We start from the raw sequence: 15,153 nt of genomic DNA, 5'->3' as shown, positions 1-15,153 counted from the left end.
TCCGTTGGTCGTGCTGCCCTGCGCCCCGCCGGTCGAGCGGGCGGTCCTACAGGTGCTGCTGGATCGTCGGCATCAGGTCCTGGAACGTACGGCCATAGGCCGGGGTGCCCAGGGCGGTCATCGTCCAACCGGAGCCCGCGCGGTGCACCTTCGCCATGATCTGGGCGGTGTAGTCGCCGCCGCCGTCCAGCGTGTAGCGGGCGAGTTCCTGGCCGTTGGTCTCGTCCACGAGGCGGCAGAAGGCGTTCTGCACCTCCTGGAAGGTCTGGCCCGTGAAGGAGTTCACGGTGAAGACGATCTGGTCGACGTGGACCGGAACACGCTGCAGGTCCACGAGGATCGCCTCGTCGTCACCACCCTGTCCGGCGCCGCCGACGAGGTTGTCGCCGGTGTGACGGACGGAGCCGTCGTCGCTCACCAGGTGGCGGAAGAAGACCACATCGACCGGCTGGGCCTCGGCGAACAGGACGGCCGAGGCGTCCAGGTCGATCTCGCGCGTGCGGGAGCCGAACAGACCGCGCCGCTTCGCCGCTTGCCAGCCGAGCCCCATACGGACCGCGGTCAGGGTGCCCCCGTCCTTCTTCTCCAGGCTGATGGCCTGACCCTTGCTCAAGTTGACGGACACCGCTGAATCCCCTCTCGAAGGCCCCCTGTTGCCGCGCACCGCGCGGTTGCCAAGAACCCTACGCAGGGGCACTGACAGTGCCGAACCCCGGTCGGCGCTTTGTGTCGGTGTTGCAACACTTGGCGCGTATGCCGAGGTCCGGCCGGGTGGCGAGGCTCAGGCGAGGCCGGCCTCCCGCATCTGGCGCAACTCCTTCTTCATCTCGGACACCTCGTCGCGCAGTCGGGCCGCGATCTCGAACTGCAGCTCCGCGGCGGCGGCGCGCATGCGCTCGGTCATCTCCTCGATCTGCTCGGCGAGTTCCGCTGCCGGGCGATCCGTGGGGACCGTGGCCACCGCCCTGCCCTTGGCGGCCCTGCCGGCCTTCGCGCCCTTGGCCGTCTTGTCGCCCAGCGCCGGGACGGGTGCCTTGGCACCCTTGCCGTCCTTGGACTTGCGGTAGCCCGTGCCGAGGAGCTGCTCGGTGTCGACGTCCTCGCGGGCGATCTGCGCGACGATGTCGTTGATCTTCTTGCGCAGCGGCTGCGGGTCGATGCCCTTGGCCTTGTTGTAGGCGACCTGCTTCTCCCGGCGGCGGTTGGTCTCCTCGATGGCCTTCTCCATCGCCGGGGTGATCTTGTCGGCGTACATGTGGACCTGGCCGGAGACGTTGCGTGCCGCACGGCCGATGGTCTGGATCAGCGAGGTCCCCGAGCGCAGGAAGCCCTCCTTGTCGGCGTCCAGGATCGCCACCAGGGACACCTCGGGCAGGTCGAGGCCCTCACGGAGCAGGTTGATGCCGACCAGGACGTCGAACTCGCCGGAGCGCAGCTCGCGCAGCAGCTCCACGCGGCGCAGCGTGTCGACGTCACTGTGCAGATAGCGCACCTGGATGCCGAGCTCGAGGAAGTAGTCGGTGAGGTCCTCGGCCATCTTCTTGGTGAGCGTGGTGACGAGGACGCGCTCGTCCTTCTCGGTGCGCTTGCGGATCTCGTGCACCAGGTCGTCGATCTGGCCCTCGGTGGGCTTGACGACGACCTCGGGGTCGACCAGGCCGGTCGGGCGGATGATCTGCTCGACGACGCCGTCGGAGCGCGACAGCTCGTACGGGCCCGGGGTGGCCGACAGATACACGGTCTGGCCGATGCGCTCCTGGAACTCCTCCCACTTCAGGGGGCGGTTGTCCAGCGCGGAGGGCAGGCGGAAGCCGTGCTCCACCAGGGTGCGCTTGCGCGAGGCGTCGCCCTCGTACATGGCGCCGATCTGCGGAACGGTGACGTGCGACTCGTCGATGACGAGCACGAAGTCGTCCGGGAAGTAGTCCAGCAGGGTGTTGGGCGGGGAGCCGGGCAGGCGGCCGTCGAAGTGCATCGAGTAGTTCTCCACGCCGGAGCAGGTGCCGATCTGGCGGAGCATCTCGATGTCGTACGTGGTACGCATCCGCAGCCGCTGGGCCTCCAGGAGCTTGCCCTGCTTCTCCAGCTCGGCCAGGCGCTCCCCCAGCTCCTTCTCGATGTCGTTGACGGCCCGCTCCATGCGCTCGGGACCGGCGATGTAGTGGGAGGCGGGGAAGACGTACAGCTGCTGGTCGTCGCTGATGATCTCGCCGGTGATCGGGTGCAGTGTGGACAGCGCCTCGATCTCGTCGCCGAACATCTCGATGCGGACGGCCAGCTCCTCGTAGACCGGGAAGATCTCGATGGTGTCGCCGCGGACCCGGAAGGTGCCGCGGGTGAAGGCCATGTCGTTGCGGGTGTACTGGATGTCGACGAAGCGGCGCAGCAGGTCGTCCCGGTCGATCTCGTCGCCGACTCTCAGAGGGACCATCCGGTCCACGTACTCCTGCGGGGTACCGAGGCCGTAGATGCAGGACACCGAGGCCACCACGACGACGTCACGGCGGGTGAGCAGCGAGTTCGTGGCCGAGTGGCGCAGCCGCTCGACCTCCTCGTTGATCGAGGAGTCCTTCTCGATGTAGGTGTCCGACTGCGGGACGTAGGCCTCGGGCTGGTAGTAGTCGTAGTACGAGACGAAGTATTCGACGGCGTTGTTCGGCAGCAGCTCGCGGAACTCGTTGGCCAGCTGGGCGGCCAGCGTCTTGTTCGGCGCCATCACGAGCGTGGGGCGCTGGAGCTTCTCGATCATCCACGCCGTGGTGGCGGACTTGCCGGTGCCGGTCGCGCCCAGCAGGACGACGTCCTTCTCACCGGCCTCGATGCGCTTGGCCAGCTCGGCGATGGCTGTCGGCTGGTCGCCGCTGGGCTGATAGGAGCTGACGACCTCGAAGGGCGCCACCGTGCGTTCGATGTGGGAAACGGGCCGCATGCCATCAACCGTACGACGCCGCACTGACAACGGGTCCGGATCAGCGGTTCTGCGGGGTCCGGGAGGCATGCTGCTCGGGCCGGTGCTCGCCGTGCACGAGGGGGCGGCGGGGCGGGTGGGAGGCGACGGCGGCGGCCGGGACTCCCGGTTGGTGCTCGACGGGTCCGGGGACGGTCCGGCCGGTGACCGTCAGCGGGTCGAAGATCACCACGACGCCCGCGAGGAGCAGGAAGGCGAGCGGGCCGATCAGCATCGGCGCGAGCACCGACGGCTCGGGCGCGCCTCCCCCCGTGTGGGAGGTGCCGTCGAGGTGGACGCCGAGGGCGGCCATGCCCGTGTAGTGCATGCCGCTGACGGCGAGCCCCATCACGAGGCTCGCCCCGACGCTCCACATGAAGCCGCGCACGCGCCCGGCGGCCCACAGGGCGGCGGTGGCGGCCACGACCGCTATGACCACGGAGGCGGCGACGGTGAGCGTGTTGTAGGTGAACCGCCCGTGGAAGCGCGCACCCGCCATGCCGAGGTAGTGCATCGAGGCGACGCCCAGACCGGTGATCGTGCCGCCGGTGAACAGGGCGGTGCCGGTGGCGCCCCGGTAGCCGACGATGAAGATCCCGACTCCCACCATGACGATGGCGAGGCCGAGACTCGCGTAGGTGATCGGCTTGTCGTAGTGGATCGGCGTCTCCTTGATGGCGAAGCCCATCATGGCGACGAAGTGCATGGTCCAGATGCCGGAGCCGATCGCGGCAGAGCCGAGGGCCAGCCAGCCGGGCCGCCGGGAGTGTCTGACCAGCAAGGACCGGGTCGTGCAGCGCAGGCCGAGGGCGCCACCGAGGCAGGCCATCAGATAAGCCACCACTGGAGTGACGGCCCCGTAGCTGAATCCGTCGACCGTGCCTTGCATCCGCGGCTGCCCTTCCGCCCTCTTGCGTCCCTGAATCCTCGAAATTGTCCCCGGGCCCAGGACCGCCGGGGCGGTCAGGGTTGTCGCAGAGAGTATGACCCCCACCGGAATGGTCGAACGATTTTCCGGCAAAGAAACACGGCCTTGCCTCAGTTGTGCGGCACCCGTGTGCGGACTTGGGACAGATCATTCCGCCTTGGCCGTCGTGCGCACGGGTGCCGGGAGCCGTCTGCTGTCAGGCTGGTTGCCGTCCGTATTCGCTCGATGCGAGGAGTCTGCATGCACGCGCGCGTAGTTGCCGCCGCCGTCGCCGCGGTCCTGGGGGCGGGGGCCCTGCTGAACACCACCTCCGACGCCCGGGCGCGTGACGTCGGCGCGCCCACGGTGATCGCCCACCGAGGTGCCTCCGCCTACGCTCCCGAGAACACCCTGGCCTCGATCGACAAGGCCGCACAGCTGGGCTTCGCCTGGGTCGAGAACGACGTCCAGCGCACCAAGGACGGCGAGCTGGTCGTCATCCACGACGACAGCCTGCGACGCACCACGAACGTCGAGAAGGTCTTCCCCCGCCGGGCACCGTGGAAGGTGAAGGACTTCACCGCGGCCGAGATCGCCCGGCTGGACGCGGGCAGCTGGTTCTCCCCCGCGTACGCGGGTACGCGCGTGCCGACGCTGAAGCAGTACATGCGCCGCATCGAGCACAACCACGAGAAACTGCTCCTGGAGATCAAGAACCCGGAGCTCTATCCCGGCATCGAGCAGCAGACCTTGAAGCTCCTCGGCAACGAGGGCTGGCTGGACCACAAGCACCTGAACCGGCTGATCGTCCAGAGCTTCAGCGCCGGCAGCATCCGCACGGTGCACGAGCTGAAGCCCGCGATCACCACCGCGCTCCTCGGGTCTCCCACTGTGGCGCGACTGCAGCAGTACGCGCGCTTCACCGATCTCGTCAACCCGTCGTACGGATCGCTTTCCCAGAAGTACGTCGCCGCCGCACACGCTGTGCGCGGGCCGCACGGCAGGCCGCTGAGGGTGTTCGCCTGGACGGTGAACGACGCGGTCACCGCGCGCAAGGTCGCCGGCTACGGCGTCGACGGGATCATCACCAACAAGCCGGACATGGTGCGGGCGGCACTCGGCTCGTACTGAGCGTGGCAGTCGTTGTCGGTGGCGGGCCGTACCGTGGGCGCATGGACAGCCATGGGCAGGATGAACAGCAGGTCGTGTGGGCCGTGATCGGCTCCGCCATCGGGCCGCTGATGCTGGCGGCGACCCGTGACGGCCTGGTCAACGTCGTCTTCCACGCCACAGAAGCGGTGCGGGACCGTGCCCTTGAGCGGCTGGCGGCCCGGCTGGGCACCGCTCCCGTCGAGGATCCCGGTGCGCCGGTGCTGGCGGAGGCGATACGCCAGCTGCGGGGGTACTTCGCGGGTGAGCGGCACGACTTCGACCTGCCGCTGGACTGGTCGCTGATCTCCGGCTTCAACCGGCACGTGCTGCGCGAGCTGGCGGCCGGTGTGCCGTACGGCACGGTGGTGGGGTACGGCGACCTCGCAGGGCGGGTCGGGCAGCCGGGCGGTGCGCAGGCGGTCGGCGCGGCGATGGGCGCCAATCCGCTGCCGGTGGTGGTGCCGTGTCACCGGGTGGTGGAGAGCGACGGCGGTATCGGCGGCTTCGGGGGCGGGCTGGAGACCAAGCGGAAGCTGCTCGCCCTGGAGGGAGTGCTGCCCGAGCCGCTGTTCTGACCCGGCCCGGTCATGCCTCGACGAGCGGCCCGGCCGGCCCGTCGGCCATGACCACTCGTCTCCGGCCGGTCCCGCTACGCGTCGTAGTGCCGTACCTCGAAGACGTTGCCGTCCGGGTCGCGGAAGTAGAAGCTGCGCGTGGCGTTGCCGCGGGCGCCGGACAGGTCGCGGTCGATGTCCGACACGGCGACTCCGTGCTCCTCCAGGCGGGCGCGGAGGGCGTCGAAGGCGTCGGCCGGCAGGGACAGGCAGATGTGGTTGACGGGGTGGCCCGCGCTCTCGACCGCCCCGGGGAGCATCTTCATGCACGTGGCGAAGGTGAGCGGGGCGAGGTCCAGAATGGTTTCCTCGTTGACCCGTACGGACGGGAAAGCCGCCTTGCCCTCGGCGAACTCCGCGACCTTGATCGGTTCCAGGCCCACGGCCGTCTCGTAGAAGCCGGCCGCGGCGACCGGATCGGCCACCCACAGGACGACGTGGTCGAGACGCATGCTGGTGTTCGTCATGCGCCCCAGATTGGTGGCGTCCCCCACAGGCCGCAAGCGTTTAGCGACGGTCGGCGCCCGCCAGAGATGGGGAAAGGCCGGTACCCGGCGGACAGGAGGCGGTGCGCATGGTGCTCATGGTGTCGGAAGAGGTCCGGGAAGCGATCGATGCCCGGCGGCCGGTGGTGGCCCTGGAGTCCACGATCATCGCGCACGGCCTGCCCCGCCCGCGCAACCTTCGGGTGGCGATGGAGCTCGAGGACGCGGTACGCCGGGAGGGTGCCGTACCCGCGACCGTAGCCGTGCTCGACGGCCGCCCCCGGGTCGGCGTGGACAAGGAGCAGCTGGAGCGGGTCGCGAGCGAGGACGGCATCCGCAAGCTCGGCCACCGCGATCTGCCGCTCGCCGTGGCGACGGGGGCGAGCGGGGCGACCACGGTGTCGGCGACGGCGCAGCTGTCCGCACTCGCGGGCATCCGCGTGTTCGCCACCGGCGGGCTGGGCGGGGTGCACCGGGAGTGGACGGTGACCCAGGACGAGTCGGCCGACCTGCGTCTGCTGGCAGGCACCCGGATCACGGTGGTCTGCGCGGGCGTGAAGTCGATCCTGGACGTCCCGGCGACCCTGCAGCGGCTGGAGACGCTGGGCGTGGCCGTCGCCGGCTACGGCACCGACCGTTTCCCCGGCTTCTACCTGTCCGATTCGGGGCATCCGGTCGACTGGACGCTGGACACGCCGGAGCAGGTCGCGGACGTCATGCGGGCCCAGGACGCGCTGGACACGCCGCACTCCGCACTGATCGTCGCCAACCCCGTCCCCGAGGCGGAGCAGCTCGATCCCGACCTGCACGCGCGTGTGCTGGCCGACGCGCTGCGCGCCTGCGCGGACCAGGGCGTGACCGGTCAGGCCGTGACCCCGTTCCTGCTGGACCACCTGGTCCGGCACACCGAGGGCGCGTCCCTGAGCGCCAACCTTGCGGCCGTGCGCGGCAACGTACGGCTGGCGGCACGGATCGCAGCGGCGTGGACCCGGGCGTGACCGCGGGCCGGGGCGGGGCCCTGCTGGTGGTCGGTGACGTGGTCACGGACGTGGTCGCCCGGCACCACGGGCCCCTCGCGGCCGGCACCGACACCGCCGCCGTGATCCGGGCGCTGCCGGGCGGCGCGGGCGCCAACGTGGCGTGCTGGGCCGCGCATGCGGGCCGTGCGGATGTACGGCTGCTCGGGCGGGTGGGCGGGGAGTCGGCCGCGTGGCACGAGCGTGAGCTGGTCGCCGCCGGGGTGCGGCCGCGGCTGGTCATCGATCAGGCGGCGGCCACCGCGACGGTGATCTGCCTCGTCGACGCGGGCGCGGCGGCAGAGCGCACGTTCCTCACGGACAGCGGGGCGTCGCTGCGGCTCGAACCCGCCGACTGGTCGGACGCGTTGCTCGACGGAGTGGCCCGGCTGCACCTGTCCGGCTATCTGCTGTTCACGGAGCCGAGCCGGGAGCTGGCGCGGACGGCACTCGCCGCGGCACACGCGCGTGGCGTACCGGTCAGCCTGGATCCGGCGTCGGCGGGCTTCCTCGTACGGCTGGGGGTGGACCGCTTCCTGGAGTTCGCGGAGGAGCTGGACGTACTGCTGCCCAGCCGCGACGAGGCGTGCCTGCTGACGGGGCTGCCGGATCCGGTGGACGCGGCGGTCAAGCTGAGCCGTCTCGTTCCGCTGGTGGTGGTCAAGGCCGGGGCGGACGGCGCGCTGGTCGTCCGTTCCGGCGGCACGCCGACCCGGGTCGCCGCGACGCCGGCGGTCCCCCAGGACACCACGGGCGCGGGTGACGCCTTCACCGGCGCGTTCCTCGCCGCCCTGCTCGCGGGCGCGGCTCCCGAGGAGGCGGCGGCACACGGCTGCCGGGCGGGTGCAAGGGCGGTGGAACGATTGGGCGGCAGACCACCGCATCCGCAGAGCGACGGTTGATCCCTCCCCGCGTCCCGGGACGAGGCCCAAGGCGATGCCGCCCTCGGCCGTTGCCTCACGTGCAACGCGTGGATCCTCCCTCTGCATCCCGGCGCGATCCCCGGGCCCACCGCAGCACCGCGAACCGGCACCCGGCACCCGGCACCCGGCACCCGGCACCCGGCACCCGGCACTGCCGGGCCGGATGGTCGGGCGCGACACCTTGAAACCCACCGCTGCAACCTTCTCGGGGCGGCACCTGTACCCACCGCTGCCTCCCGGGGCGGCTTGGACCCATCCCGGGAGGCGCTCAGCCCCACCACGGCATCCGGGGGCGATGCCCGGCCGCCCTCGACGCGCCTCGCCGACGGCCGTGAAGGCAACAGCAGCGGCGGCTCGGTGCGCGCTGTGTCGCGCAACACCGGCGCCGGACGTGGCCGCGGTGGTACGAGCGTCGGCGTGGCGGCGCCCGGCCGGTCCTTCCTTCCTCCGGCGCCTGTCCGACCATTCCCGTCCGCCGCGCGACGCCGTGCACGCTCCCCCACTGCCTCAAGGGCGTGGGAGGTGCCCCCACTCGCCGCACCGGCCCCATGCCCAGGTACGTCCGGTACGAGGGGCCTGGGGGCCGGCATGCCGGGAGCACGCACCTGACGCCGCGGCCGCCTTTCGGGCAACGACGCGAATGGTCAGACAGGTTGTCCTAGTCCTTACTCCCCCACGCGGAGATCATCGGCGCGGTGGCCAGGTCCATGCCGCCGGCCTCGACGTTGGCCAGGTGCTGGTCGATCTCCTCGTCGGTCGCGAGCCCCGCCGTGACGAGCCGGTCCCGGATCTGGCGGACCGTCGCGGCTTCGAGAGCGGTGCAGGCAGGTGACGTCACCGGGAAGAACGCCTCGGCCTGAACCTCGCGCAGCCCGGATTCCCGGAGCAGACGCGGGAGTCTGCGACCGTACGAGAGATCGGCGCCCCGTTCGGCGAGCAGCTTGCGGAAGCCCTGGCGCAGCCGGTTGGCGAGCCGCTGCTCGGGGCCGTACTCGTCGGGGCAGGTCAAGGGCTGGAGTGCGGGGTCGGCGTCCTCGACCAGCAGCCGACCGCCGGGCCGCAGGGCCTGGATCATGGACTGCAACGCCCTTTCCCGGTCCGGTACATGGACGAGGACGAGCCGGGCGTGGACCAGGTCGAAACCCTCGCCCGGCGGTTCGTCGGCGCCCACGTCGTGCACGCGGACCTCCACCGGAGGGCGGGACGCGCAGTGGAGCCGGGAGGTGTCGATGTCGGTTGCGACGACCTTGCCGGTGGGGCCGACCTGCTCCGCGAGCCAGGACACCACGGAAGTGCCGCCGGCGCCGACCTCCCAGCAGCGCCAGCCGGGCCGGATGCCGAACGCCTCGATGTGCCGGAAGGTCGTGGGGTCGAAGAGAGTGGCGAACGCGTCGAAGCGCTCTCCGGCCTCGTTCTGCCGGTTGTCCAGGAGGTACCCGTCGGATGAGGTCATGCCTCGATCATGCGCCATCCACGAACCTGTGCCTCACCCACGCACCGGCTTTCTCCCACACCTGGTGGCCCGTTCGCACACCACCGCTGCGTCCACAGGCGGGAACCAAGCGGAATATCCTGTTCCCACAGGCTTGCCCACGGCTTGCCCTCGGCTGGCAGACTTGCCGGGCAAGGCGCGAAAGCGTCGCGCAAGGAGATCCAGACGAGGAGATCCAGATGTCCATGGCGGGGAATCTCCGGAAGGTCACGGGGCTGAGCAGGGTCGGCGGCCTGCGCAAGGTGGCACGGCTGGCCCGGCGGCGGCCACGCGTGGACCTGAGTCATCCCGCCAGGTCACCGCTCGGCTCGTCGGTGGTCAACTGCGTCACGTACCAGGACGGCGTACGCGTGCCGCAGTGCACGGACCTGGTCGATGCCGTGCGTATGGTACGCAAGACCGGCGAGGGCTTCGTCTGGCTCGGGCTGCACGAGCCGACGGACCGTGAGTTCGCAGGCATCGCGGAGCTGTTCGACCTGCATCCGCTGGCGGTGGAGGACGCGGTCGAGGCCCATCAGCGTCCGAAGCTGGAGCATTACGGCGACACGCTCTTCGCGGTGTTCAAGACCGTCTGCTACGTGGAGCACGAACAACTGACGGCGACCAGCGAGGTGGTCGACACCGGAGAGATCATGGTGTTCGTCGGTGAGGACTTCGTCATCACGGTGCGGCACGGCCGGCACGGCTCGCTGGGACCGCTGCGCGAGGAGCTGGAGGCGCATCCGCATCAGCTCGCCAAGGGACCGGCGGCGGTGTTGCACGCGATAGCCGACCACGTCGTGGACGACTACCTGAGCGTCACCGACGCGGTGCAGGCCGACATCGACCAGGTCGAGACGGAGGTGTTCTCGGAGAACGGCGCACGGCTCGACCCCGGCCGCATCTACCAGATGAAGCGTGAACTGCTGGAGCTGAAGCGGGCGGTGGTGCCGCTCGGCCGCCCGGTGGAGGACCTGGCCACCCGTCCCATACGGGTCGTCGCCCCCGAGATACAGGCCTACTTCCGTGACGTGCTCGACCATCTGATACGGGCCAAGGAACAGATCGCCGCGTTCGACGAACTGCTCAACTCGATCCTGCAGGCCCACCTCGCGCAGGTGACCGTCGCGCAGAACGAGGACATGCGGAAGATCACGGCCTGGGCCGCGGTGATCGCCGTGCCGACGATGGTGTGCGGGGTGTACGGCATGAACTTCGACCACATGCCGGAGTTGCACTGGCGGTTCGGTTATCCCCTGGTCATGGCCGTCATGGCGGTGGCGTGCCTGGCGCTGTACCGGGGCTTCCGACGCAACGGCTGGCTCTGAGCCACCGGGCCCGGCATCTCCTGCCGGGCCGTTCGATCAACCGCTCCAGGCGGGATGACGTGGGTCGTCGGCGCGGACCAGCACATCGGCCGTGTCGGCGGGGTCGGTCTCGGCTTCGTAGCGCTCGAAGGCGGGGAGCGTCCAGTGATCGGCCTCGGGGGTACGGCGGCGCAGGGCGCCCGGCGAGAGAAGGAGGTGCACGGTCAGGTCGAAGGGGAACCAGTGCCGCAGCAGGAGGGGGCCATGAAGCAACAGGATCCCGCCGGGCGGGAGTTGGACATAGGGGCTGCGGGTGGCCCGGTCGGTGGCCGGATCCCACAGGTCGGGCAGGACGCGTCCACTGCCGCCGGGGTCGAGTGGGCCGAAGACCTCGCGCCACAGGGCGCCGGTGTCGAACCATCCGCCGTAGTACGACTCCGCGTCACGGCGCCCGTGCTCCAGGCGTAGTGAGGCGGGACGCAGAAAGCCCTCGGCGCCGACCACGAGGGAGGGCCGGCCCCGCACCCGCAGGGCCTCCCCGACCCGCTCGGCGAGGTCGCCGGGCCGGGCCGCCGGGGCCCCGTCGAAGCCGACGCGCGGCCAGACGCTCCCGTCGGCCGGATCCAGCCCTGCCAGCCGATCGGCGAGCAACTCCGCCAGCCGGTCCCAGGTGATCGCTTCGAGTCGCACAGGGCCATGATGCCGGGCGAGGGGAAATGAGGTGACGCCGGCTGCCGGTGACCCCCGGGAACGGGGACGACAAGTGGGAGGAGACAGAGGGGCAGGAACGAGGACTCCGTGCGTGGGCAGGCAGCGGTGAGGAAGGAGTCGGCGCGGTGCGGGAGAGGCGGGCGGCGGCGGGGAAAGTACCGCGTATGGCGCATTCCCCGACTCCCCGTTCGTCCGGCCGGCTTGTCGTCGTCCAGGCGCAGAAGCGCAAGCGGTGTGCCGCTTGCCGGCGCGGTCCGCTGTCGCTGCTCGTGCTGGAGGACGGGGCTCCGCGCTGCCTGCACTGCGCCGATCTCGGGCACCTGGTGTTCCTGCCGCGCGGGGACACCGCGCTGACCCGCAGGTCGCGGGAGGAGAGCGGGCTGTCGGTCGTGGTGGTCCGGTTCAACCGACGCAAGAGCCGTTACGAGCGGCAGGGTGTGCTCGTGGAGGAGGCGGCGCTGGCCAGGGCCGAGGCCCGCTGTCTGAGGGACGCGGAGGCGCGGCGCAGGCGACGGGCACGGGACGCCCGGCGCCGGGCGTTGGAGGACGAACGGTTCGCGGGAGCGTTCGCGGCCGAGATCCTGCGGCTGTTTCCCGGCTGCCCCGCCGATCGCGCGCGGGCCGTCGCGGCACACGCGTCCGTTCGGGGCAGCGGGCGGGTCGGACGCAGCGCGGCCGGGCGGGCGCTCTCGGAGGGAGCGGTAGTTTCGGCGGTCGTGGCGGCCGTACGGCACGTGGACACGTCGTACGACCATCTGCTGATGAGCGGGGTACCACGGTACGAGGCACGGCGGCGGGTCGCCCCGGCGGTGGACAGCGTGCTGCGGGCCTGGCAGAACGCCGGTGCGGACGTCGGCTGAGAAGCGAGCGCACACCGGCCGAGGAAGAGGACGGACCTTGGCTGCGGGAGAAGGAGACAGTCGCAGGAGAAGGAGACGAGGGCAGGGACGCTCGCGTACGCCGACGCGTTCCTGGGCCGTGGCGGGACCCGTTCCCGGGCACTCACCAGATGTGATGGTGACGCTCGGCGGGACGAGACAGGATGGGGCGTGGAGATGATCGACGGGCCGTTCTTCGTGCTGGTCGTGGTGGGGATTCTCGGCACCGGGCTGATGGCCGGGGTGTTCTGTGCCTTCTCGGTCTTTGTGATGCGGGGGCTCGCCGCGCTGCCGCCCGCGCAGGGCGTCGCCGCGATGAACGCGATCAACGCCGCCGCGGTACGGCCCGCCTTCATGACGGTGTTCACGGGCTCGGCGGTGCTGAGCGCGATGATCGCTGTGGTGACGTTCGTGGTGTGGCCGGAGGACGGGAAGATCGAACTGCTGCTGGGCAGCGCGCTGTATCTCTTCGGCGCGTTCGTGCTGACGATCGTCGCCGGCGTCCCGCGCAACGAGCGGCTGGCAGGGCTGACCCCGGGCGCGCCGGAGGCCGCCGTGTACTGGCCGGCGTACGTGCGGGAGTGGACGTTCTGGAACCACGTCCGTACGGTCGCCTCCGCGGCAGCCGCCCTGGTCTACGTGCTGGCCCTCGCCTGACCGCCGGGTACGCGTCCCCGCACCCGCCCCGCCCCTGGCATACCCGGCAGTAAGCGCTGTCAGCCACTCTGCGGGTCCGTCGACGCGGACGTATCGTGGCCGAAAAGGTGCCGGAGGAGGCCGCCCGATGAGATACGGCCGGTCGTACATCCGGTACCCGCATGGTCTGCGTACGCGAGGAAGACGACCATGGCCGATCCCAAGGGGTTCATGACGACGCCGCGCCAGGAGTGGCCGCGACGGCCCGTCGGGGAGCGGGTGCGGGACTGGGACGAGGTGTACGTCCCGGGAGCGCTGCTGCCCATCATCAGCAAGCAGGCCGGCCGGTGCATGGACTGCGGCATCCCGTTCTGCCACCACACCTGTCCTCTGGGCAATCTCATCCCGGAGTGGAACGACCTGGTCTCGCGGGAGGACTGGCGCGCGGCGAGCGACCGGCTGCACGCGACGAACAATTTCCCCGAGTTCACCGGCCGACTGTGCCCGGCACCCTGTGAGGCGGGCTGCGTCCTGGCGATCAACCAGCCTGCCGTCACCATCAAGAACGTCGAGTGCGCGATCGCCGACCGGGCCTGGGAGGAAGGTTTCGTCCCGGCCTCGCCGCCGGAGCGGCTGTCCGGGAAGACGGTCGTCGTCATCGGTTCCGGGCCCACCGGACTCGCCGCGGCGCAGCAGCTGACCCGGGCCGGGCACACCGTCGCCGTCTACGAGAAGGACGACCGGATCGGCGGGCTGATGCGCTACGGGATCCCCGAGTTCAAGATGGAGAAGCGGCATCTGGAGCGGCGGATCGGGCAGATGCGGGCCGAGGGCACGAAGTTCCGTACGTCGACCGCCGTCGGGCGGGATGTCGGGGCGGTGGAGCTGTGCGGGCGGTACGACGCGGTGGTGATCGCGACGGGGGCCACGGCGTGGCGGGAACTCGCGGTGATGGGTCGGGAGTTGAAGGGGATACACCAGGCGATGGAGTACCTGCCGCTGGCGAATCGAGTCTGTGAGGGGGATCTGGAGGTTTCACCGCTTTCCGCGGCCGGCAAGCACGTGGTGATCGTCGGTGGCGGAGACACAGGAGCGGACTGTCTGGGAACCGCGGTGCGCGAGGGGGCCGCGTCCGTGACCCAGTTGGACATCTACGCACAGCCGGGCGCCGAGCGCGACGAGGACGCCGAGCCGTGGCCGACGTACCCGAAGCTCTACCGACTGTCGGCCGCGCACGAGGAGGCACGTGACCTGCGTACGGCACCGGCGGCAGACGCGGACGCGCGGCTGTTCGCAGCGTCCACGCTCCGCTTCACCGGGGACGACGGCGGACAGGTGCGGTCGCTGCATCTGGTGGGGGTCGACGCGGCGCGGCGCCCGATGCCGGGCAGCGGGAGGACGCTTCCCGCCGATCTCGTACTGCTCGCTCTCGGGTTCTCCGGACCGGACCAGGAGGACGGGCTGATCGGCCAGTTGGGCCTGGCGCTGGAACCGCGCGGCACGATCGCCCGGGACGATGATTTCGCCACCGACGTGCCCGGGGTGTTCGCCGCCGGTGACGCGGCGCGCGGACAGTCGCTCATCGTCTGGGCGATCGCGGAAGGGCGGGCGGTGGCGGCGGCCGTCGACCGCTATCTGACCGGGAGTTCACAGCTGCCGGCGCCGGTCTCGCCGGGGGATCGGCCGATGCGGGTGTAGGCGGGCCGGTCCAGGGCCAGGAGCCGCCGGGCGCCGACGACGGCGTCCGGATCGCGCACGTCGGCCTGCAGATGCTCGGACGTGCCCGCCGGCGTTGCCGCGCAGAGCACCGCCGCGCGGCGAGGACGATCGGGTCGTTCCCGCAGCAGACCACGCAGGCGCGCCGGTACCCCGGTGCCGGCTCCGGGGAACTGCCGTGCGCCCCGCTGGGCGAGCCATCGGACGGCGCGGTGCATGAACGCGCGGTTGGCCGACGCGGACCATTACCGGCACCGGGGGTTCGAGGGCCGGCATCCGCCGGCCCCCCCACCGGCTTACGGGTGCGAGGGTCCTCGTCGACGGGGCAGTCGTCCTTGCCGCCGAGACACCAGTCGTGCATCCGCGCCGGATCGGCTTGCCGGTGTCGAT

The 15,153-nt window shown here is 70.9% G+C and carries 15 protein-coding genes; 8 read left to right on the top strand and 7 right to left on the bottom strand.

The features are described 5' to 3' along the window. Positions 1–46: 46 nt before the first annotated feature. The 3 genes from AC5WRT_RS10120 to AC5WRT_RS10110 form a co-directional block, all read right to left on the bottom strand. Positions 47–625 (bottom strand): TerD family protein, encoded by a 579-nt coding sequence (locus AC5WRT_RS10120; RefSeq protein ID WP_496092626.1) that lies wholly within the window; start codon positions 623–625, stop codon positions 47–49. 156 nt (positions 626–781) lie between these two features. Further along, a complete protein-coding gene (uvrB, locus tag AC5WRT_RS10115) occupies positions 782–2,929 on the bottom strand; it encodes an excinuclease ABC subunit UvrB (protein ID WP_496092625.1) in 2,148 nt (715 codons plus the stop codon). Positions 2,930–2,969: 40 nt separating this feature from the next. After that, positions 2,970–3,836: an MHYT domain-containing protein gene (locus AC5WRT_RS10110; protein ID WP_496092624.1), complete on the bottom strand. Its 867-nt coding sequence runs from the start codon at positions 3,834–3,836 to the stop codon at positions 2,970–2,972. Between the two features lie 279 nt (positions 3,837–4,115). Here AC5WRT_RS10110 and AC5WRT_RS10105 point away from each other — a divergent pair, with 279 nt between their 5' ends. Then, the gene (locus AC5WRT_RS10105) at positions 4,116–4,985 is read left to right on the top strand and encodes a glycerophosphodiester phosphodiesterase (RefSeq protein ID WP_496100131.1); all 870 of its coding nucleotides are present in this window, start codon (positions 4,116–4,118) and stop codon (positions 4,983–4,985) included. Positions 4,986–5,026: 41 nt separating this feature from the next. Continuing rightward, a complete protein-coding gene (locus AC5WRT_RS10100) occupies positions 5,027–5,581 on the top strand; it encodes a methylated-DNA--[protein]-cysteine S-methyltransferase (protein WP_496092622.1) in 555 nt (184 codons plus the stop codon). Positions 5,582–5,655: 74 nt separating this feature from the next. Here the strand turns inward: AC5WRT_RS10100 and AC5WRT_RS10095 are convergent, their stop codons facing one another. Then, a complete protein-coding gene (locus tag AC5WRT_RS10095; RefSeq protein ID WP_496092621.1) occupies positions 5,656–6,087 on the bottom strand; it encodes a VOC family protein in 432 nt (143 codons plus the stop codon). Between the two features lie 107 nt (positions 6,088–6,194). Between AC5WRT_RS10095 and AC5WRT_RS10090 the strand changes: the two genes are divergently transcribed. Both AC5WRT_RS10090 and AC5WRT_RS10085 read left to right on the top strand, forming a co-directional pair. Beyond that, on the top strand, positions 6,195–7,103 hold the full coding sequence (locus AC5WRT_RS10090) for a pseudouridine-5'-phosphate glycosidase (RefSeq protein ID WP_496092620.1): 909 nt from the start codon (positions 6,195–6,197) through the stop codon (positions 7,101–7,103). Continuing rightward, entirely contained in the window at positions 7,100–8,023 is a 924-nt protein-coding gene (locus AC5WRT_RS10085; protein WP_496092619.1) for a carbohydrate kinase family protein, read from the top strand. The genes AC5WRT_RS10090 and AC5WRT_RS10085 overlap by 4 nt, the downstream gene beginning before the upstream one ends. A 679-nt stretch (positions 8,024–8,702) precedes the next feature. On the opposite strand, the gene AC5WRT_RS10080 is transcribed toward AC5WRT_RS10085, so the two are convergent. Further along, positions 8,703–9,497 carry a methyltransferase gene (locus AC5WRT_RS10080; protein ID WP_496092618.1) on the bottom strand — a complete coding sequence of 265 codons (795 nt, stop codon included), beginning with the start codon at positions 9,495–9,497 and terminating at the stop codon, positions 8,703–8,705. A 218-nt stretch (positions 9,498–9,715) separates the two neighbouring features. Between AC5WRT_RS10080 and corA the strand changes: the two genes are divergently transcribed. Beyond that, positions 9,716–10,843: a magnesium/cobalt transporter CorA gene (gene corA, locus AC5WRT_RS10075; protein WP_496092617.1), complete on the top strand. Its 1,128-nt coding sequence runs from the start codon at positions 9,716–9,718 to the stop codon at positions 10,841–10,843. A 36-nt stretch (positions 10,844–10,879) separates the two neighbouring features. Here corA and AC5WRT_RS10070 read toward each other — a convergent pair whose 3' ends face one another. Next, complete coding sequence (locus tag AC5WRT_RS10070; RefSeq protein ID WP_496092616.1) at positions 10,880–11,512, bottom strand: nucleoside/nucleotide kinase family protein; 633 nt, start codon at positions 11,510–11,512, stop codon at positions 10,880–10,882. Between the two features lie 185 nt (positions 11,513–11,697). On the opposite strand from AC5WRT_RS10070, the gene AC5WRT_RS10065 reads away from it, so the two are divergent. The 3 genes from AC5WRT_RS10065 to AC5WRT_RS10055 all read left to right on the top strand — a co-directional run bounded on the left by AC5WRT_RS10065 (position 11,698) and on the right by AC5WRT_RS10055 (position 14,745). After that, the gene (locus tag AC5WRT_RS10065) at positions 11,698–12,393 is read left to right on the top strand and encodes a DUF2293 domain-containing protein (RefSeq protein ID WP_496092615.1); all 696 of its coding nucleotides are present in this window, start codon (positions 11,698–11,700) and stop codon (positions 12,391–12,393) included. Positions 12,394–12,588: 195 nt separating this feature from the next. Next, a complete protein-coding gene (locus tag AC5WRT_RS10060) occupies positions 12,589–13,068 on the top strand; it encodes an anthrone oxygenase family protein (RefSeq protein WP_496092658.1) in 480 nt (159 codons plus the stop codon). Between the two features lie 189 nt (positions 13,069–13,257). Beyond that, positions 13,258–14,745, top strand: a complete 1,488-nt coding sequence (locus AC5WRT_RS10055; RefSeq protein ID WP_496100130.1) for a glutamate synthase subunit beta — start codon at positions 13,258–13,260, stop codon at positions 14,743–14,745. On the opposite strand, the gene AC5WRT_RS10050 is transcribed toward AC5WRT_RS10055, so the two are convergent. After that, a complete protein-coding gene (locus AC5WRT_RS10050) occupies positions 14,679–14,981 on the bottom strand; it encodes a hypothetical protein (protein WP_496092613.1) in 303 nt (100 codons plus the stop codon). The two genes, AC5WRT_RS10055 and AC5WRT_RS10050, sit on opposite strands and share 67 nt — an antisense overlap. Between the last annotated feature and the right edge of the window lie 172 nt (positions 14,982–15,153).

The organism is Streptomyces sp. NTD91 (assembly GCF_059510455.1).
Note: the sequence above shows the minus strand (reverse complement) of the source record. Positions and strands in the feature narration are given on the sequence as shown.